At 71.3% G+C, this 18062-nt stretch carries 14 protein-coding genes, 4 tRNA genes and 1 pseudogene; 10 read left to right on the top strand and 9 right to left on the bottom strand.

What is annotated here, in order from left to right; genetic code table 11:
- Positions 1-219: 219 nt before the first annotated feature.
- From IE294_RS05475 to IE294_RS05465, 3 genes are all read left to right on the top strand, one after another.
- Positions 220-591 carry a hypothetical protein gene (locus IE294_RS05475; protein ID WP_229917022.1) on the top strand — a complete coding sequence of 124 codons (372 nt, stop codon included), beginning with the start codon at positions 220-222 and terminating at the stop codon, positions 589-591.
- Positions 592-686: 95 nt separating this feature from the next.
- The gene (locus tag IE294_RS05470; RefSeq protein ID WP_189882799.1) at positions 687-1577 is read left to right on the top strand and encodes a hypothetical protein; all 891 of its coding nucleotides are present in this window, start codon (positions 687-689) and stop codon (positions 1575-1577) included.
- Between the two features lie 237 nt (positions 1578-1814).
- On the top strand, positions 1815-2294 hold the full coding sequence (locus IE294_RS05465) for a hypothetical protein (RefSeq protein WP_189882797.1): 480 nt from the start codon (positions 1815-1817) through the stop codon (positions 2292-2294).
- A gap of 238 nt (positions 2295-2532) precedes the next feature.
- Here the strand turns inward: IE294_RS05465 and IE294_RS05460 are convergent.
- The 4 genes from IE294_RS05460 to IE294_RS05445 form a co-directional block, all read right to left on the bottom strand.
- Positions 2533-2606: transfer RNA gene (locus IE294_RS05460), tRNA-Ile, on the bottom strand.
- Positions 2607-2781: 175 nt separating this feature from the next.
- Positions 2782-2854, bottom strand: a tRNA-Asn gene (locus IE294_RS05455).
- Between the two features lie 6 nt (positions 2855-2860).
- Positions 2861-2933: transfer RNA gene (locus tag IE294_RS05450), tRNA-Asn, on the bottom strand.
- A gap of 6 nt (positions 2934-2939) precedes the next feature.
- Positions 2940-3012, bottom strand: a tRNA-Asn gene (locus tag IE294_RS05445).
- A gap of 158 nt (positions 3013-3170) precedes the next feature.
- Between IE294_RS05445 and IE294_RS05440 the strand changes: the two genes are divergently transcribed.
- The 4 genes from IE294_RS05440 (at position 3171) to IE294_RS05425 (ending at position 8717) form a co-directional block, all read left to right on the top strand.
- The gene (locus IE294_RS05440) at positions 3171-3476 is read left to right on the top strand and encodes a YtxH domain-containing protein (RefSeq protein WP_189813214.1); all 306 of its coding nucleotides are present in this window, start codon (positions 3171-3173) and stop codon (positions 3474-3476) included.
- A 34-nt stretch (positions 3477-3510) separates the two neighbouring features.
- Positions 3511-4950, top strand: a complete 1440-nt coding sequence (locus tag IE294_RS05435; RefSeq protein WP_189882795.1) for a xylulokinase — start codon at positions 3511-3513, stop codon at positions 4948-4950.
- Between the two features lie 105 nt (positions 4951-5055).
- A complete protein-coding gene (locus IE294_RS05430; RefSeq protein ID WP_189882793.1) occupies positions 5056-6789 on the top strand; it encodes an ABC transporter ATP-binding protein in 1734 nt (577 codons plus the stop codon).
- A complete protein-coding gene (locus IE294_RS05425; protein WP_189882791.1) occupies positions 6789-8717 on the top strand; it encodes an ABC transporter ATP-binding protein in 1929 nt (642 codons plus the stop codon). Before IE294_RS05430 ends, IE294_RS05425 begins: the two co-directional genes overlap by 1 nt.
- Before the next feature lie 31 nt (positions 8718-8748).
- On the opposite strand, the gene IE294_RS05420 is transcribed toward IE294_RS05425, so the two are convergent.
- Positions 8749-9948: an RNA polymerase sigma factor gene (locus IE294_RS05420; protein ID WP_306433360.1), complete on the bottom strand. Its 1200-nt coding sequence runs from the start codon at positions 9946-9948 to the stop codon at positions 8749-8751.
- 147 nt (positions 9949-10095) lie between these two features.
- Between IE294_RS05420 and IE294_RS05415 the strand changes: the two genes are divergently transcribed.
- A complete protein-coding gene (locus IE294_RS05415; protein WP_189882787.1) occupies positions 10096-10374 on the top strand; it encodes a hypothetical protein in 279 nt (92 codons plus the stop codon).
- A gap of 6 nt (positions 10375-10380) precedes the next feature.
- Here the strand turns inward: IE294_RS05415 and dnaG are convergent, their stop codons facing one another.
- The 4 genes from dnaG to IE294_RS05395 all read right to left on the bottom strand — a co-directional run bounded on the left by dnaG (position 10381) and on the right by IE294_RS05395 (position 15828).
- Positions 10381-12285 (bottom strand): DNA primase, encoded by a 1905-nt coding sequence (dnaG, locus tag IE294_RS05410; protein ID WP_189882785.1) that lies wholly within the window; start codon positions 12283-12285, stop codon positions 10381-10383.
- Positions 12286-12332: 47 nt separating this feature from the next.
- Positions 12333-13598, bottom strand: a complete 1266-nt coding sequence (locus IE294_RS05405) for an NAD(P)/FAD-dependent oxidoreductase (RefSeq protein WP_189882783.1) — start codon at positions 13596-13598, stop codon at positions 12333-12335.
- Between the two features lie 104 nt (positions 13599-13702).
- Entirely contained in the window at positions 13703-14977 is a 1275-nt protein-coding gene (locus IE294_RS05400; RefSeq protein WP_189882781.1) for a deoxyguanosinetriphosphate triphosphohydrolase, read from the bottom strand.
- Between the two features lie 68 nt (positions 14978-15045).
- On the bottom strand, positions 15046-15828 hold the full coding sequence (locus IE294_RS05395) for a sirohydrochlorin chelatase (RefSeq protein WP_189882779.1): 783 nt from the start codon (positions 15826-15828) through the stop codon (positions 15046-15048).
- A 155-nt stretch (positions 15829-15983) separates the two neighbouring features.
- On the opposite strand from IE294_RS05395, the gene IE294_RS05390 reads away from it, so the two are divergent.
- Positions 15984-16667: a SanA/YdcF family protein gene (locus IE294_RS05390; protein ID WP_189882777.1), complete on the top strand. Its 684-nt coding sequence runs from the start codon at positions 15984-15986 to the stop codon at positions 16665-16667.
- 2 nt (positions 16668-16669) lie between these two features.
- Positions 16670-18059, top strand: a pseudogene (locus tag IE294_RS05385) (membrane-associated oxidoreductase).
- The last annotated feature ends 3 nt before the right edge of the window (positions 18060-18062 follow it).

Here is an 18062-nt window from a genome sequence, read left to right as displayed (position 1 = left end):
GCGTAGTGTGCGCAGTACGCAGGAAATGTGACGTCGATCACGCAGTGCGCAGCACTTTTCTGGCCAGTGCGCGAGTTCATGTGGCGAAGTTGTGCGTACTTATGCGAACCTGCGGACATGGACGCGCATACACCGAACCCGCCCCCCGAGGCGGCATTGATCAAGGAGGCTCTCCGTAGATCCCGCCTATCAGGACGTGAGGCGGCACGGAGAGCCGGCATGAGTGAGACCCGATGGCGGCAGATCGTCAACGGCTACCAGGACATCAAGGGCGTACGCGTCGCTGTGCAAGCGCCCGACGAGACCCTGGCCCGCGTGGCGCAAGCCGTAGGCATCACCTCAGACCAGCTCCGCCAAGTCGATCGCAACACCGCCGCCGACCTCCTGGACGAACTCGCCGCGCCGCCGACACCGGCGAGCACGCCAGGATCAGCCGCGATCAACCCACAGATCGACGCAATCGCCACCCTCCTTGCGACCCTCCCCCCAGAGGCGCAAGACGAGGTACTGCGACGCGTCGGCCTCGCCCAGCAGCCCGCACCACAGAAGGAGACGGGAGAAGGGGACCGCTGGCGTCGACGCGCCGGCTGACGACTTGATCAACTTGTGATCAGAAAACCTGTTGTGCGCGGCAGTTAACGGTGTGTCACATAGCTCTGTTTATGTTTACGTGACAGGGAGCATGAGTGACAGACATACTGCTGGCCGCCGTCCTCGGCTGCGCAGTGCTGGGGATCATCGTCGTCTACCGGGGACACCGGAGGAACGCTGCGAAGATCGCCCAGCTGCAAGCCGAGGTCACGGCGGCGAAAATCCTCGCGCTTCAGCAGGCCGCACAGCAAACAGCGGACCTCGAACTGGACGAGACCGACGAAACGGGCTTAGCTGACGAGCCAGAGCCGGTCCGCCGCAAACGCCACCTCGCGCTGTACCTGGGCGGGCTCGCCGCCGCTTTCACCTGGCTTGGCAGTCGGCTGCGGGACACATGGCGACACCACCACGTGGCCACCGCCTCGGCCGTCGTCGTCGTCACGGCCGCGACCGCCGCCGCCGCGTATCACGTCACCGCCTCGGACGGCGGCGCACAGACAGCGCCCCGCGCTCAGTCCCCTGCCAGCGCCCCGCGGGTACCCGGCGCAACCGCCAGCAGCAGCCCCGCGCCATCGGACAGCGCGAGCGGCGACACCACCGACGCCGAGACCCAGTCCCGCGACGGCATCGTGCGCGTCGACGAGCCCATGCCGGGAGAGAGCGGAACGCCCGCCCGGGGCGGAGCCGCCCCGACGATCGCGAACATCGGTGACGAGCACACTCCTGGCAGCGGCACACCAACGGGTGATCAGACGCCGCGCGAGAGCACCCCGAGCGCGCCTGCGACAACGATGCCAAGCACGCCGACGTCGCCGACCCCGCCCGCGCCGCCGACGGACGCGCCGACCACCCCACCGCCCGCACCGCCATCCACGCCCCCGGCGACTCCACCGACTCCACCGACTCCACCGACGCCGCCCGGCGGCGGTCCGGACCCGGGCTGCACCATCCACATCCACCTGCCGCCCATCGACATCTGCATTTGACGCAGCTGCTCGCGGAGATGGCCGGAAGAGACCCAGACGCGGTCCGTTCCGCCGCCAGTTGACTACCAGTCACGCGGTCGCGCCATCTGATGATGTCTCATACATGGTGGCGCGCCATGCGTGTTCGGCTGATTACTCCTGTCACGAAAGGGCAACAAACCCTTGCCGAACTAGCTTTCGATGCCTACGGCAATCAACGATGAGAACGACTGTTGACCTGAGCCTTAGGGGGCAGACGTGATCGACATCGTCCTAGCGGGCGTACTGGGAGCCGCGCTCCTCGCGGTGGTGCTTCTCTTCCAGGGATACCGGAGAAACAGGGCGCTGATCACGCAGCTCCAGGCCGAACTGGCAGCCCAGAGGGTCGCACTTTCCGGCCCCAGGTCCGTCGCCGCCGACCCGGGCAGCGACGGGCGGCCAGACCAACAGCGGCGGCACCGCAACCCGTTCCGGCGCTGTCGACTCGCCGCCCGTGCCCTCATCCACGGCGTCGAGCGCGTCCGCCGGGTCGCCGCGCCGCGCCACCCCGGCTCAGCCGCGCTGCACCGCACCGTCGGCGCCCAGCAGGAGACGGAGGCGCCGAAGCGCTCGTACGACCGGGCCGCCATCCCGCCGGCCTCGAAGACCACCGAGCCGGCCGCGGACGAACAGACGATTGAGTCCGCCGGCAGTGGTTCCCAGGTCGCCGACCAGCGTTTCCTCACCGTCGTGGAGTAGCGCGCCGGGAGCGGCGGCGACAGCCCGCGGAGCGGGACAGCCGCTCAGCCTCAGGCCCGCGCCCTGCGCGCCCGGCACACCGGCCGGGCGGTCAGGTCGCGGGCCTTTCCACGCCCTGACGCTTCGGGCGAGCAGCGGGCGAGCAAGCGATCTTGAACCGCTCGGGTGACGCCTCAGCGTGCCTACAGTTCGGCGCTCCGCCGCAGGTGGGAAGGTTTCTGCGGCGAAGCGCCAGGGGTGGGGCGGGTGGGACTCGAACCCACGGCCGACGGATTATGAGTCCGCTGCTCTAACCGGCTGAGCTACCGCCCCATAGCGGCGTGTCGCGTACAAGTGTGCGCGCCGTCTGCCGCAGCATAGCCGCTCATACGATCTCCTGCTTCGGATGGTCGGCTTCTGCGCTGCTCATGACCATGAGGACAGCGCCGCAGGCCGCGGCGGTTCCCGGGGACATGAAAAAGGACCCCGGAGGGGTCCTCGTTCAGCGCTCCCCCGACTGGACTCGAACCAGTAACCTGCCGGTTAACAGCCGGCTGCTCTGCCAATTGAGCTACGGAGGACCGAAGCTCCCCCGACTGGACTCGAACCAGTAACCTGCCGGTTAACAGCCGGCTGCTCTGCCAATTGAGCTACGGAGGACCGAAGCTCCCCCGACTGGACTCGAACCAGTAACCTGCCGGTTAACAGCCGGCTGCTCTGCCAATTGAGCTACGGAGGATCGCCTCGTTGCATCGAACGTACCTACCTGGGTATTCGCCAGGGGGCGGGCGCTCGCTGCGACACATACATTAGCGCAAGCAGGGGGGTGCTCCGCCAATCGGTATCCCCCGGCGCCAGCGCGACTCCAGAAACCTACGCACGGGAAGGGTGGCAGCCATGCGCTACCGGCTCACGTTCCTCGCCGGACTGGCCCTCGGTTACGTACTCGGCACGAGGGCCGGTCGAGAGCGCTACGAGCAGCTGAAGAAGTCGGCCCGCCGGATCGCGCAGAACCCCGCGGTGCGCAACACCGCCGAGACGGCCGCCCAGCAGGGCCGCGTCTACGCGGGCAAGGCCTTCCACACGGTCAGCGACAAGGTCGGCGACCGGGTCCCGGAGTCGGTGGCCCACCGGGTGCGCTCCCTGCGCGACCGCAACGGCGACGGCAGGACCGAGGACGACTGGGGCACGAGCAACACGTAAGGGCCACTCCCGGGAATGCGGCAAAATTCTCCGCATGGGGATAGTCGCCGGCTTGGACAGCTCACCGGACTTCACACGCATCGTGGTCTGCGACACGGACACCGGTGCCGTACTACGGCAGGGGTATGCCCCGCACCCGGTCGAGGGCCGGCCCAGCGACGTCGACCCGCAGGCCTGGCTGCTCTCGCTCGGTGAGGCAGCCGGCGGCGGCCTGCTGGAAGGCGTGCAGGCCATCGGCGTGTCGGCCCAGCAGAACGCGGTGATCCCGCTGGACGCGCAGGGCAACACCGTCCGCCCCGCGATGGTCGGCGGCGACAAGCGCGCCCAGGTCGCGGCCGCCGACCTCGTGGACGCGCTCGGCGGCCGGGAGGCCTGGGCGCAGGCGGTCGGATCCGTCCCGCAGGCGGCCCAGCCGGTGACCAAGCTGCGCTGGCTCGCGAAGAACGAACCCGAGAACGCGCTGCGCACGGCCGTCCTGCTCCAGGCCCACGACTGGCTGGTGTGGCAGCTCCTCGGGCGGCCCGTGCGGCGGACCACCGACCGCGGCGGGGCCTCCGGCACCGGGTACTGGTCGGCGGCCACCGGCGCCTACCGGCCCGACCTGGTCGAACTGGCCCTCGGTCACCAGGCGGTGCTGCCGGAGGTGATCGGCCCCTCCGACGCGGCCGGTACGACCCCGGAGGGCCTGCTGATCTCCGCCGGCACCGGGGAGACCATGGCCGCCGCGTTCGGGCTCGGGATCGGGCTGGGGGACGCGGTCGTCTCCCTCGGGGCCTCCGGCTCCGTGATGGCCGTGCACCCGGAGGCGCTCACCGACCAGTCCGGGATGATCACCTCCCTCGCCGACGCCACCGGCATGCACCTGCCGGTCGTCACCACCCTGAACGCCGTACGCGCCCTGCGCGGCGCCGCCGAGCTGCTCGGCCTGCCCGACCTGGAGAGCCTGTCCGAGCTGGCGATGAAGTCCACGCCGGGCTCGCACGGGCTGGTGCTGCTGCCGTACCTGGAGGGCGAGCGGACGCCGAACCTGCCGCACACCGCGGGGACCCTCGCGGGGCTGCGGCGCGAGTCGATGAAGCCCGAGCACCTGGCGCGGGCCGCGTTCGAGGGCATGCTGTGCGGCCTGGCCGACGCGCTGGACGTGCTGCGCGGGCGCGGCGTGGACGTGCGCCGGATCTTCCTGCTCGGCCCGGCCGCCGAGCTGCCCGCCGTACAGGCCTCGGCGCCCTCGCTGTTCGGCGCGCAGGTCGTCGTACCGCAGCCCGCGGACTACACGGCGATCGGCGCGGCCCGGCAGGCGGCCTGGGCGCTCGGTGTGTCGCAGGGCACACTCGACCCGCGCACCCCGCCGGCCTGGCAGGGCGCGGCGGCGCAGGTGCTGGAGCCCGGCGAGGAGCTGGCCGTGGGGCAGGCGGTGCGGCAGCAGTTCACGGCGGTGCGGGAGCAGACCCACCCGGGGGCGTTCCGTCCCTGAAGACCGGCGGGGGATTAATCAGTTGAGGTAACGCCGGTGGAGTGTTCGACGATAGGGGCCAAGGGCAACCGACCAGCCCCTGTCGCCGACTCCGAGAGACGTAGCGTGCTCATACGACTTCTGCGGACCTATCTCAGGCCCTACAAGAAACCCATCGCCCTGCTGGTGGTGCTCCAGTTCCTGCAAACCTGCGCCACCCTCTACCTGCCCACTCTGAACGCGGACATCATCGACAACGGTGTCGTGAAGGGTGACACCGGTTACATCCTGTCCTTCGGTGCCCTGATGATCGGCATCTCGCTGGTGCAGGTGGTGTGCAACATCGGTGCCGTGTACTACGGCGCCCGGACCGCCTCCGCGCTCGGCAGGGATGTGCGCGGCGCCGTCTTCGACCGGGTCCAGTCCTTCTCCGCGCGTGAGCTGGGTCACTTCGGGTCGCCCTCGCTCATCACCCGTACGACGAACGACGTGCAGCAGGTCCAGATGCTGGCCCTGCTGACGTTCACCCTGATGGTGTCGGCGCCCATCATGTGCGTGGGCGGCATCGTGCTGGCCCTCGGTCTGGACGTTCCGCTGTCCGGGGTACTGGTCGCGGTGGTACCGGTGCTCGGCATCTCGGTGACGCTCATCGTGCGCCGGCTGCGCCCGCTGTTCCGCTCGATGCAGGTCCGGCTGGACACGGTGAACCGCGTGCTGCGCGAGCAGATCAGCGGCAACCGGGTGATCCGCGCCTTCGTCCGGGACGAGTACGAGCAGGGCCGGTTCGGGACGGCCAACGGCGAGCTGACCGACATGCAGCTGGCCACCGGCCGGCTGCTGGCCCTGATGTTCCCGATCGTCATGACGGTGGTGAACCTGTCGTCCATCGCGGTCGTGTGGTTCGGCGCCCACCGGATCGACAGCGGCGGGATGGCCATCGGTGACCTCACCGCGTTCCTCGCCTATCTGATGCAGATCGTCATGTCCGTGATGATGGCCACCTTCATGTTCATGATGGTGCCGCGCGCGGAGGTGTGCGCAGAGCGCATCCAGGACGTCCTGGGGACCGATTCGAGCGTCGTACCGCCGACGGCCCCCGTCACCGAGCTGCGGGCGCACGGGCACCTGGAGATCCGGGGTGCGGGCTTCCGCTACCCGGGTGCCGAGGAGCCGGTGCTGAAGTCCATCGACCTGGTGGCCCGGCCGGGGCAGACGACCGCCGTGATCGGCTCCACCGGCAGCGGCAAGTCGACCCTGCTGGGTCTCGTCCCCCGGCTGTTCGACGCCACCGAGGGCGCGGTCCTGGTGGACGGCGTGGACGTGCGCGAGGTCGAGCCGCACCTGCTCGCCCGGACGGTCGGACTCGTGCCGCAGAAGCCGTACCTGTTCGCGGGCACCGTCGCGACCAACCTGCGGTACGGCAATCCGGACGCCACCGACGAGGAGCTGTGGCACGCGCTGGAGGTGGCGCAGGCCAAGGACTTCGTGCGGAAGCTGGACGGCGGCCTGGACGCGCCGATCGCGCAAGGCGGCACCAACGTCTCCGGTGGCCAGCGGCAGCGGCTCGCCATCGCCCGCACGCTGGTGCAGCGCCCCGAGATCTACCTCTTCGACGACTCCTTCTCCGCGCTCGACTACGCCACGGACGCGGCCCTGCGCGCCGCGCTCGGCCGGGAGACCGCCGAGGCGACCGTCGTGATCGTCGCCCAGCGGGTGGCGACCATCCGGGACGCGGACCGGATCATCGTGCTGGACGAGGGCCGGGTGGTCGGTTCCGGCCGGCACGCCGAGCTGATGGCATCCAACGAGACCTACCGGGAGATCGTGCTCTCCCAGCTGACGGAAGCGGAGGCCGCCTGATGGCCGGGCCCATGGGACGCATGATGGCCGGGGGCGGCCCCGACCAGCGCTCGATGGACTTCAAGGGGTCGGGCAAACGGCTCGTCGCCCAGTTCAGACCGGAACGCCTCACGATCTACGGCCTGCTGCTGTGCGTGGTCATCAGCGTGAGCCTGAGCGTCATCGGCCCGAAGATCCTCGGCCGGGCCACCGACCTGGTGTTCGCGGGCATCGTCGGCCGGCAGTTCCCGGCCGGCGCCACCAAGGAGCAGGTCCTCGACTCCCTGCGCGAGCGCGGCCGGGGCGGGATCGCGGACGTGCTGGGGGGCACCGACTTCACGCCCGGCAAGGGCATCGACTTCGACGCCGTCGGGCACGTCCTGCTGCTCGCGCTCGGTGTGTTCCTGGCCGCCGGCCTGCTGATGGCGGTCGCGACGCGGCTGGTCAACCGGGCCGTGAACCGCACGATGTATCGGCTGCGGGAGGACGTGCAGGCCAAGCTGTCGCGGCTGCCGCTGTCGTACTTCGACAAGCGCCAGCGCGGTGAGGTGCTGTCCCGGGCGACCAACGACATCGATAACGTCGGGCAGACGCTCCAGCAGTCGATGGGGCAGCTGATCAACTCGGTGCTCACCATCATCGGCGTGCTCGTGGTGATGTTCTGGGTGTCCTGGCTGCTGGCGCTGGTGGCGCTCGTCACCGTACCGCTGTCGTTCGTGGTCGCCACCCGGGTCGGCAAGCGCTCGCAGCCGCACTTCGTGCAGCAGTGGCGCACCACCGGCCAACTGAACGCGCACATCGAGGAGATGTACACCGGGCACACCCTGGTGAAGGTGTTCGGGCGGCAGGAGGAGTCGGCCCGGCAGTTCGCCGAGCAGAACGAGGCGCTGTACCAGGCCGCGTTCAAGGCGCAGTTCCACAGCGGTGTGATGCAGCCGCTGATGATGTTCGTGTCGAACCTGAACTATGTGCTGGTGGCGGTCGTCGGCGGTCTGCGGGTCGCGTCCGGCGCGCTCTCCATCGGTGATGTGCAGGCCTTCATCCAGTACTCGCGGCAGTTCTCGATGCCGCTGACGCAGGTCGCGTCGATGGCGAACCTGGTGCAGTCCGGTGTCGCCTCGGCCGAGCGGATCTTCGAACTCCTGGACGCGGAGGAGCAGGAGGCGGATCCGGTGCCGGGCGAGCGGCCCGGGGAGCTGCGCGGGCGGGTGCGCCTGGAGCACGTGTCGTTCCGGTACGACCCCGAGAAGCCGCTGATCGAGGACCTGTCGCTCACGGTGGAGCCGGGGCACACGGTGGCGATCGTCGGCCCGACCGGCGCGGGCAAGACCACGCTGGTCAACCTGCTGATGCGGTTCTACGACGTCTCCGGCGGCCGGATCACCCTGGACGGGGTCGACATCCGGACGATGACCCGGGACGAACTGCGGTCCGGGATCGGCATGGTGCTCCAGGACACCTGGCTGTTCGGCGGCACCATCGCGGAGAACATCGCGTACGGCGCCTCGCGCGAGGTCACGCGCGGCGAGGTCGAGGAGGCGGCCCGGGCGGCCCACGCGGACCGCTTCATCCGCACCCTGCCCGACGGCTACGACACCGTGATCGACGACGAGGGCACGGGCGTCAGCGCCGGTGAGAAGCAGCTGATCACCATCGCGCGGGCGTTCCTGTCCGACCCGGTGATCCTGGTGCTGGACGAGGCGACGAGTTCCGTGGACACGCGCACGGAGGTGCTGATCCAGAAGGCGATGGCCAAGCTGGCGGCCGGCCGTACGTCGTTCGTGATCGCGCACCGGCTGTCGACCATCCGGGACGCGGACACGATCCTCGTGATGGAGAACGGGTCCATCGTCGAACAGGGCGCGCACGAGGAGCTGTTGGCGGCGGACGGGGCCTACGCCCGGCTGTACAAGGCCCAGTTCGCGCAGGCGGTGGCCGAGGTGGACTAGGCACGGGGGGCCGTCGCACGGCGGCGGCCCCTCAGTCCAGATAGCCCCTCAGCTGGTCCGCGAACGCGTGGTCCCGGAGCTTGTTCAGCGTCTTGGACTCGATCTGCCGTATCCGTTCGCGGGTCACACCGAAGATGCGGCCTATCTCCTCCAGGGTGCGCGGGCGGCCGTCGACCAGGCCGTACCGGAGCTGGACGACCTTCCGCTCGCGCTCCCCCAGCGTGGACAGCACCGCTTCCAGGTGCTCGCGCAGCAGCAGGAAGGCGGCGGACTCGACGGGGCTCGTCGCGTCGCCGTCCTCGATGAGGTCGCCGAGGGCGACGTCGTCCTCCTCGCCGACCGGGGCGTGCAGCGACACCGGCTCCTGGGCGAGCCGCAGCACCTCGCCGACCCGCTCGGGCGGCAGGTCCAGATGGGCGCCGACCTCCTCCGCCGTCGGCTCGTAGCCGCGCTCCTGGAGCATCCGCCGCTGGACCCGCACGACCCGGTTGATCAGCTCCACGACATGGACCGGGACCCGGATGGTGCGGGCCTGGTCGGCCAGCGCCCGGGACATGGCCTGCCGGATCCACCAGGTGGCGTAGGTGGAGAACTTGTAGCCGCGCGCGTAGTCGAACTTCTCCACGGCCCGGATGAGCCCGAGGTTGCCCTCCTGGACGAGGTCGAGCATGGTCAGGCCGCGGCCGACGTACCTCTTGGCCACGGAGACGACGAGCCGCAGGTTCGCCTCGATGAGCCGGCGCTTGGCCACGCGGCCCATGACGACGAGCCGGTCCAGGTCCAGCGCGAGTTCGCTGTCCAGGTCGGGGGTGGTGCCGAGCTTCTCCTCCGCGAACAGGCCGGCCTCCACCCGGCGGGCCAGTTCCACCTCCTCGGCGGCGGTGAGCAGCGGGATGCGGCCGATCTCGCGCAGGTACTGGCGGAACAGGTCGGCGGAGGGGCCGCCGGATTCGATCCGGGCGACGGCCGGGACCTCGACGGGTTCCTCGGGTTCGTCCGCGAGCGCGTCGGCGGGCGGCTCCGCCTCGGGCCGCAGGGCGGCACGGCTCTGCGGGGGCACGGCCGCGAGGACGTCCGCCTCCGCGTCCGGCTCGTCCGCGGTGATGCCGGTGGCGCTGGTGCTGCTGTCGGTCTGGGTGAGGGTCTGGGTCTGCACGGGGGCGACCTCCAGGATGATCGCTGCTGAAGGTGTGCGGCAGCGTGCGCTCCGAGGCTCGGGCACCGCCCCCAGTGTGGAGTACGACACAACCCCGCCACGAGGGTCGTGCCGTGACTTTTTGCGTCCGGTCCGTCACCGGCCGGTTACTCGTCTCGTTGGACTATGCGATTGGCAACTGCGGGGTCCTGGGCCCGGCCGGCTCGGGGGAGGTTGGAAGGCATGAGCGAGATCGAGGAGCTGCAGCGGTGTCTGGAGGCGCTGGAGGCACGGGTGGACGAGGTCGAGATGATCCGCACCCTGCGGGATACGCAGCTGGAGCACGGCAAGCTGCTGGAAACGCACGGCAAAGCGCTGGAAGCACACACCAAGACCCTCCAGGAGCACGGCAAGCTGCTCGGCGCCCTGGTCTCCGGTCAGGTGGCGATGATGGAGCAACTCCAGGCCGTCACCGACCACCTCGGCGTCACCCCGCCCGAGCAGCCCGGCGAAGAGAACTAGCCCCCGCTACAGCGCCTCCGCGCCCCGCTCGCGCAGCGCCTGGTCGTACTGCTGGAGGATCCACATCTCGTTCTGTACGGCGGCCAGCTGGGCCGGGTCGCCGGCGCTGGACAGGCGGGTCATCTGGGACTGGATGTCGCGGATGCGGCGTTCCACGGCGCGGCGGCGGATCTGTACGAGGACCGTGCCGGCGTACGTCTCGTCCACCGTGCGGCGCAGGATCGGCTCGACGGCCAGCTCCGTGACCATCGCGCGCACGGTGTCGTCGGGCGCCGCCTCACGGACGCGGACCAGGTACTCCTGCGGGTCGGCCACGCCGTACTCGGCGCCGCCCGCCTCCGCGACGGCCTGGCGCACGGCGGCGTACGGCGGGGCGGTGAACTCGTCTACGCCGTAGGCGTCGAAGGCCGGGGAGACCAGTTCGGGGCGCTGGAGGGCGAGTTTGAGCAGTTCGCGTTCGGCGGCAAAGACCGGGTTGCGCAGGGTCAGGGCGGGCCCGGAGTTCGCGGGGCGGGGCGCCTGCGCCCACTGGTCGTCGGCCGGGCGGCGCCGGTCCTGCTGCTGGGGGCCCTTGCCGTCGCGGGCCCAGCGGGCCAGCTGCGCCACCCGGCGGACCACGAACTGGGTGTCGAGGATGCCGAGCATCCCGGCCAGCTCGACGGCGACCTCGTGCTGGGCACCGCTGTTCTTGATCCGGGCGACGATCGGCGCGGCCTCGTCCAGCGCCGCCGCGCGGCCCGCCGGGGTGTCCAGGTCGTAGCGGCTCACGATCTGGCGGAGCGCGAACTCGAAGAGGGGCGTGCGCGGTTCGACGAGGTCCGCCACCGCCTCGTCGCCCTTGGCGAGGCGCAGGTCGCACGGGTCCATGCCGTCCGGTGCGATGGCGATGTACGTCTCGGCGGCGAACTTCTGGTCGTCCTCGAAGGCGCGCAGGGCGGCCTTCTGCCCGGCCGCGTCGCCGTCGAAGGTGAAGATCACCCGGGCCGAGCCGTTGTCCATCAGCAGCCGGCGCAGGATCTTGATGTGGTCGCCGCCGAAGGCCGTACCGCAGGTCGCGATGGCCGTCGGCACGCCGGCGAGGTGGCAGGCCATGACGTCGGTGTAGCCCTCGACCACCACCGCGCGGCTGCTCTTCGCGATCTCCTTCTTCGCCAGGTCGATGCCGTACAGCACCTGGCTCTTGCGGTAGATCGGCGTGTCGGGGGTGTTGAGGTACTTCGGGCCGTTGTCCGCCTCGTACAGCTTGCGGGCGCCGAAGCCGACGACGTCGCCGCCGATGTCCCGGATCGGCCACATCAGCCGGCCCCGGAACCGGTCGATGGGGCCGCGGCGGCCCTCCTGGGACAGCCCGGAGAGGATCAGCTCCTTGTCGGTGAAGCCCTTGCCGCGCAGGTAGCGGGTCAGGTGGTCCCAGCCCTGGGGGCTGTAGCCGACGCCGAAGTGGACGGCGGCGGCCTGGTCGAAGCCGCGCTCGGCGAGGAACACCCGGCCGGTCTCGGCCTCGGGGCTGGTGGCGAGCTGCTCGGCGTACCACTGGGCGGCGATCTTGTGCGCCTCGACCAGGCGGATGCGCTCACCGCGCTGGTGGGCCGGGTTGTACCCGCCCTCCTCGTACCGCAGCGTGATGCCGGCCTGCGCGGCGAGGCGCTCCACCGCCTCCGAGAAGGAGAGGTGGTCCACCTTCATCACGAAGGTGATGGTGTCGCCGCCCTCCTGGCAGCCGAAGCAGTGGAAGAGACCCTTGCTCGGGCTGACCTGGAAGGACGGCGACTTCTCGTCGTGGAACGGGCACAGGCCCTTGAGGTTGCCGCCGCCCGCGTTGCGCAGCTGGAGGTACTCGGAGACCACGGCGTCGATCGGGACCGCGTCCCGTACCGCCTTCACGTCCTCGTCGTTGATCCGTCCTGCCACGCGTGAATTCTACGGGGGCGCGGTGACAGTCCCGGTGCTCGCGGAGGTCAGGGGGCGAGGCTGTCGAGGGGTACGTGCGGGTCGGAGAGCGCCTCGACGTTCACCTGGGCCCGGGAACGGATGAGCTTCTGGATCGGCTCTGTGACATCCCACACGTTCACGTTCATCCCGGCCAGCACGCGTCCCTCCTTCACCCAGAACGCGATGAACTCGCGCTTGCCGGCGTCGCCCCGGATCACCACCTCGTCGTACGACCCCGGCGGCGCCCATCCGCTGTACTCCATGCCCAGGTCGTACTGGTCGGTGAAGAAGTACGGCACACGGTCGTAGACCACTTCCTCGCCGAGCATCGCGCGCGCCGCCGCCGGGCCGCCGTTCAGCGCGTTCGCCCAGTGCTCGACGCGCAGCCGGGTGTCGAACAGGGCGAGCGGGAAGGACGCCACGTCGCCGGCCGCGTAGATGTCGGGGTCGGACGTGCGCAGCCGTTCGTCGACGACGATGCCGCCGCCGTGCGCCCGGTCGGCGATCTCCAGGCCGGCCGCCTCCGCGAGGGCGACGCGGGGTGCCGCGCCGATCGCCGCGAGGACGTCGTGCGCCGGGTGCTCCTCGCCGTCGTCCGTGCGGGCCGCGAGGACCACGCCGTCCTGGCCGACGATCTCGGTGAGCCGGACACCGAAGTGGAAGCGGACGCCGTGCTCGCGGTGCAGCTCGGCGAAGACGTTGCCCAGCTCGGGGCCGAGCACACCGTGCAGCGGGGTCGGCGCCGGTTCGATCACCGTGACCTCCGCGCCGTAGCCCCGGGCCGCCGCCGCGACCTCCAGGCCGATCCAGCCGGCGCCCGCGATCACCAGGTGCCCGTTGTCCCGGCCGAGGTGGTGCAGGACGCCCTTGAGGCGCTCGGCGTGCGCGAGGCGGCGCAGGTGGTGGACGCCCGCCAGGTCGGTGCCGGGGATGTCCAGGCGGCGCGGCTCGGCACCGGTGACCAGCAGCAGCTTGTCGTAGCGGACGATGGTGCCGTCGTCACCGAAGCGGACCGTCTTCGCCGCACGGTCGATCCGGTCCACGGTCTGGCCGAGGTGCAGCTCGACGTCGTTGCGCGCGTACCAGGCGGGTTCGTGCACGAAGACGCTGTCCCGCTCCTCCTTGCCGAGCAGATATCCCTTGGACAGCGGCGGGCGCTCGTAGGGGTGGTCGCGTTCGTCGCAGATCAGTATCACGCGGCCGGTGAAACCCTCCGCCCGGAGCGTCTCGGCCGCCTTCGCACCGGCGAGACCGCCTCCCACGATGACGAATGTCTGATCCGCGTCGACCACTTGATGCCTCCTCATAAGGGTGCCGCCACATGCGAGCGTCCCGCACGCGGCGTGATGCGGGAAGAGGGTGTGACCCGATCAGGCCACGGAGAGTCATGTTCCTCTCACATATGCCCCGTAAGTCTCGCGTGCAGGGAGAGCGCCGAGGCGTCGGTCAGGGAGGCGATCTGGTCCACGATCACCCGCTTGCGCGTCTTGTCGTCGTCCGCCGCGTCGAACAGCGCCCGGAACTGGGGGTCCAGGCCCTCGGGCGCGCGGGCGGTCAGCGCCTCGGCCAGCTCGGCGACGATGACCCGCTGGTCGGCGCGGAGCCGCTCCTGCTCCGCGCGCTGCATCACGTACCGGTCCGCGACCGCCTTGAGCACCGCGCACTCCATGCGGGTCCCCCGGGGTACGACGAGTTCGGCGTCGTAGCGGGTGAGCGGCCCGGTGCCCCACGCGGCGCGGGTGGCGGCCTCGGCGGCCAGGCAGAACCGGCCGATGAGCTGACTGGTGGCGTCCTTCAGCCGGGCCTGGGCGACCGCCGTGCCGTCGTAGCCGTGCGGCCACCACTCCTCGTCCTGGAGGCGGTCCAGGGCGGCGGCGAGTTCGGCGGGGTCGGTGTCCACGGGGACGTACCGGCCGACGGCGACCTCGAACACCGCCCGCCGTTCCGGCCCGGCGCGCAGGCAGCCGGGGTCGATGTGGCCGGCGTGCAGGCCGTCCTCGACGTCGTGCACCGAGTAGGCGACGTCGTCCGACCAGTCCATGACCTGTGCCTCGAAGCAGGTGCGGGTGCCGGGGGCGTGCCGTCTGACCCAGTCGAACACCGGGCGGTCGTCCTCGTACACGCCGAACTTCGGTGACGCCGGGTCGGTGGGGTGGGTGCCGCGCTGCCACGGGTACTTGGTGGCGGCGTCCAGGGCGGCGCGGGTCAGGTTCAGGCCGACGGAGCCGTCCGGGGTGAACCGTTTGGGCTCGATGCGGGTGAGGAGCCTGAGGGACTGGGCGTTGCCCTCGAAGCCGCCGCAGTCGTCGGCGAACTCGTTCAGGGCGGTCTCGCCGTTGTGGCCGAAGGGGGGATGACCGAGGTCGTGGGCGAGGCAGGCGGCCTCGACCAGGTCGGGGTCGCAGCCGAGGGCGGCGCCCAGTTCCCGGCCGACCTGGGCGCATTCGAGGGAGTGGGTGAGCCGTGTCCGGGGGCTGGCGTCCCATGCCTGGCTCCTGGTGCCCGGCGTCACCACCTGCGTCTTGCCGGCGAGACGCCGCAGGGCGGCGGAATGGAGGATGCGGGCGCGGTCGCGCTGGAAGGCTGTGCGGCCGGGGCGCTTGTCGGGTTCGGGGGCCCAGCGCTCGACTGACGTCGGGTCGTATGCCGTGGAGAGTGCGGTGCCTTCCATGGGTCGACAGTAAGCCCAATCGCCCGCCGTGTTCGGTTTCGCCGGCGGGGGCGGGTGCGGTGTGGCCCTCAGGCAGCCGCCGTGGACCGTTGCGTCAGGCTCTGGTCGTAGCGGTGCAGGACCAGACGCGCCATCGCCCCGTGGGCGCCCAGGGGTGCCGAAGCGATCCACGGCGCCGCCTGCGCGCACTGGGTCGCGAAGCGGCCCGGGGCCGTGAAGTACGACGCCGTCGCCACCCGGTGCCGGCCGCGTGCCGCCAGTGCGCGCACCGCCGTCGGAACCGTCGGGGTCGCCGCCGAGGCGTAGGCGGGGATCACCGGGACGCCCAGGCGGGCGGAGAGGAGGCGGGCCGTGTGGCGGGTGTCCGTGGCCGAGTCGGGGTCGCGGGAACCGGCCGCGGCGAGGACGACCGCGCTCTCGCGGCGGGCGGTGTCGTCCATGGCCGCCGGCCAGCCGGCCTCCAGGAGGCGGGCGTGCAGGGCCTCGGCGAGCAGGGGGTGGGGGCCGAGCGGGGCGGCCATGTGTGCGCGGACCGGTGAGGCCGCCGCCATCCCGGGGATGTCCTGCTTGACGTGGTAGCCCCGGCCGAGGAGGAGCGGGACCAGCACGGCCGGGGTGTCACCGAGGGCGGCGAGGGTGTCCGGGAGCAGGGGCTCGTTCAGCTCGATGTGGCCCAGGTGGACGGGGAGGCCGGGGCGCAGCGCGCGGACCCGGTCCATGAGGGCCCGTACGGTGGTGAGCGCCCGGGGGTCCCGGCTGCCGTGGGCGACCAGCACGAGGGCCGGCGGGGCCGGGCGGCGGCCGGGCGGGGAGCCGAGCCGGCTGGTGCGAAGGGGGGTGGACGCCGTCATGGAAACGATCCTGACCGGGAGACGTTGCGTGCCCGTTGCACGGCCGTCACGGGTATTTTCCGCGGGTTCACCGCGTACGGATGCACGGTGTGAGGCGAACCGGGACGACGCCGGCGGCGTCCTCCCTGATCGGGAGCGATCACTGGGGGGGCCGTATGAGGATGCGTCGACCGCGATGGCCGCGCACGCGAACCGGGCAGCGGCGGCTGGTGCAGGCCGTGATGGCCGGGTGCGTGCTGGCACTGCTGCCGTCGGCCTGGCTGTACGTGTCCACGGCGGACCGGCTGCGCACGACGGCGGACGTACCGCGCACCGAGGTCGCGGTGGTGTTCGGGGCGGGGCTGTGGAAGCAGGGGGAGCCGTCGCCGTACCTCGCGCACCGGCTGGACGCGGCGGCCACGCTGTACCGGGCGGGGCGGATCGAGGTGGTACTGGTCACCGGGGACAACAGCCGGGAGGACTACGACGAGCCCGACGCCATGCGTGCCTACCTCACCCGGCACGGGGTGCCGGACGCGCGGATCGTCAGCGACTACGCCGGGTTCGACACCTGGGACTCCTGTGTCCGGGCGAAGAAGATCTTCGGGGTGGACCGGGCGGTGCTGATCAGCCAGGGCTTCCACATCCGGCGGGCGGTGGCCCTGTGCGAGGCTGCGGGGGTGGACTCGTACGGGGTCGGGGTGGCCGACAAGCACGACGTGACCTGGTACTACGGCGGGACGCGGGAGGTGTTCGCGGCGGGCAAGGCGGCGCTGGACGCGGTCTTCCAGCCGGATCCGACGTTCCTGGGGCGGAAGGAACCGGGGGTCGCCAGGGCACTGGCGGGGACGAGGGACTGAGCATGTGGATCACCGAGCTGACGCCCGCCGAGTGCCGCGTGCGGGACGCCTTCCCGCTCGGCGAGGGGGTCGACTTCCGCCAGGGCGACGACGAGGATCCCGAGCGGGACGGCTCGTGTGGACCGGAGCGCACCCTGCGGGCGGAGGTGCTGCGAGAACTGCTGCTGGACGGGCCGGTGCGGGAGGGGCGGATCGCCGGCCTGACGGTGACGGGCGCGCGGATCACCGGGCGGCTGGACCTCGAGTACGGCACGGTCGGCCATCCCGTCCGGTTGCGTTTCTGCCACTTCGACGAGGCGCCCGATCTGTACGGGGCGCAGGTCGGCGCCCTGGTCCTGACCGACTCGGCGCTGCCGGGGCTGACGGCCGGGAACCTGCGTGCCGACGGGGTCGTGCGGATCACCTGCTGCCGCTTCACGGGGCCGGTGCGGTTGCAGGGAGCGAGGCTGTCCGGGGCGCTCTTCGCCAACGGTGTACGGCTCGGCAGGCCCGGCGAGGTGCCCGAGGAGCCCGTGCTCCAGCTCAACCACGCCGAGGTGGGCACGGACGTCTGGGCCCCGGGTCTGGTGGCGCACGGCAGGGTCCATGTGAACGGGGCGGTCGTCCGCAACCAGGTGAACCTCGACGACGCGGAGCTGAACGCCCCCGGGCAGACCGCGCTGCACGCCGAGGTCCTGACGGTCGGCACCGACCTGCACGGCATGCGGCCGCGCGTCCGGGGCCGGGTGAATCCGGGCGGTGCCCGGATCCCCCGGCAGCTCAATCTCACCCAGGCCCGCCTGTCCCGTCCGGGCGGGCAGGCGCTGCGCGCCGGCAGCAGTGTGATCGGCGAACTGTGGCTGCGGGAGGCCGCGCCCATAGAGGGGTCCGTCACTCTTCGTCGTGCCCAGGTCGGCCTGTTGCACGTGCCGCCCGAGGTGTGGCCGCCCGGGTGCGCTGGCAGATGAACGGCTTCAACCGCAGCCCCGGCGCCACCGCCCACCGCACGGTCGGCGACGACGAGGCCGCGCGCACCGTCCAGCCGGCCAGGCTCCGCCGCCACCGCCGCACCCTGCCGCCGTACGCCCGCTGTGGGGCTGCCTCCAGGACGCGGCCGTCGGCTACGGCTTCCGCCCGATGCGGGCCGCGGGATGGCTGCTGTTGCTGCTGTGCACCGGCACGCTCGCGTTCGCCCTGCGCCATCCCCCGGCGCTCAAACCCTCGGAGGCGCCGCAGTTCAACCCGCTCGTCCACGCCCTCGACCTGTTGCTGCCGATCATCGACTTCGGCCAGGAGAACGCCTTCGCGCCGCGCGGCGGGTACCAGTGGCTGTCGTACCTGCTGATCCCCACCGGCTGGGTGCCGGCCACCACGATCGCGGCGGGCGTCACCCGCTCCCTGAGCCGGCAGTAGGGA

This window comes from Streptomyces canarius, from assembly GCF_014650735.1.
In the GTDB taxonomy this organism is placed as follows: domain Bacteria; phylum Actinomycetota; class Actinomycetes; order Streptomycetales; family Streptomycetaceae; genus Streptomyces; species Streptomyces olivaceoviridis.
This window is presented reverse-complemented; position numbering and strand designations above follow the sequence as displayed.

What these genes read in the sequence shown, in the direction of transcription:
- IE294_RS05475 (WP_229917022.1), top strand. Translation starts at nt 220, where the DNA reads ATGAGTGAGACCCGATGGCGGCAGATCGTCAACGGCTACCAGGACATC.
- IE294_RS05440 (WP_189813214.1), top strand. Translation starts at nt 3,171, where the DNA reads ATGCGCTACCGGCTCACGTTCCTCGCCGGACTGGCCCTCGGTTACGTA.
- IE294_RS05435 (WP_189882795.1), top strand. Translation starts at nt 3,511, where the DNA reads ATGGGGATAGTCGCCGGCTTGGACAGCTCACCGGACTTCACACGCATC.
- IE294_RS05425 (WP_189882791.1), top strand. Translation starts at nt 6,789, where the DNA reads ATGGCCGGGCCCATGGGACGCATGATGGCCGGGGGCGGCCCCGACCAG.
- IE294_RS05415 (WP_189882787.1), top strand. Translation starts at nt 10,096, where the DNA reads ATGAGCGAGATCGAGGAGCTGCAGCGGTGTCTGGAGGCGCTGGAGGCA.
- IE294_RS05400 (WP_189882781.1), bottom strand. Translation starts at nt 14,977, where the DNA reads ATGGAAGGCACCGCACTCTCCACGGCATACGACCCGACGTCAGTCGAG.
- IE294_RS05395 (WP_189882779.1), bottom strand. Translation starts at nt 15,828, where the DNA reads ATGACGGCGTCCACCCCCCTTCGCACCAGCCGGCTCGGCTCCCCGCCC.
- IE294_RS05390 (WP_189882777.1), top strand. Translation starts at nt 15,984, where the DNA reads ATGAGGATGCGTCGACCGCGATGGCCGCGCACGCGAACCGGGCAGCGG.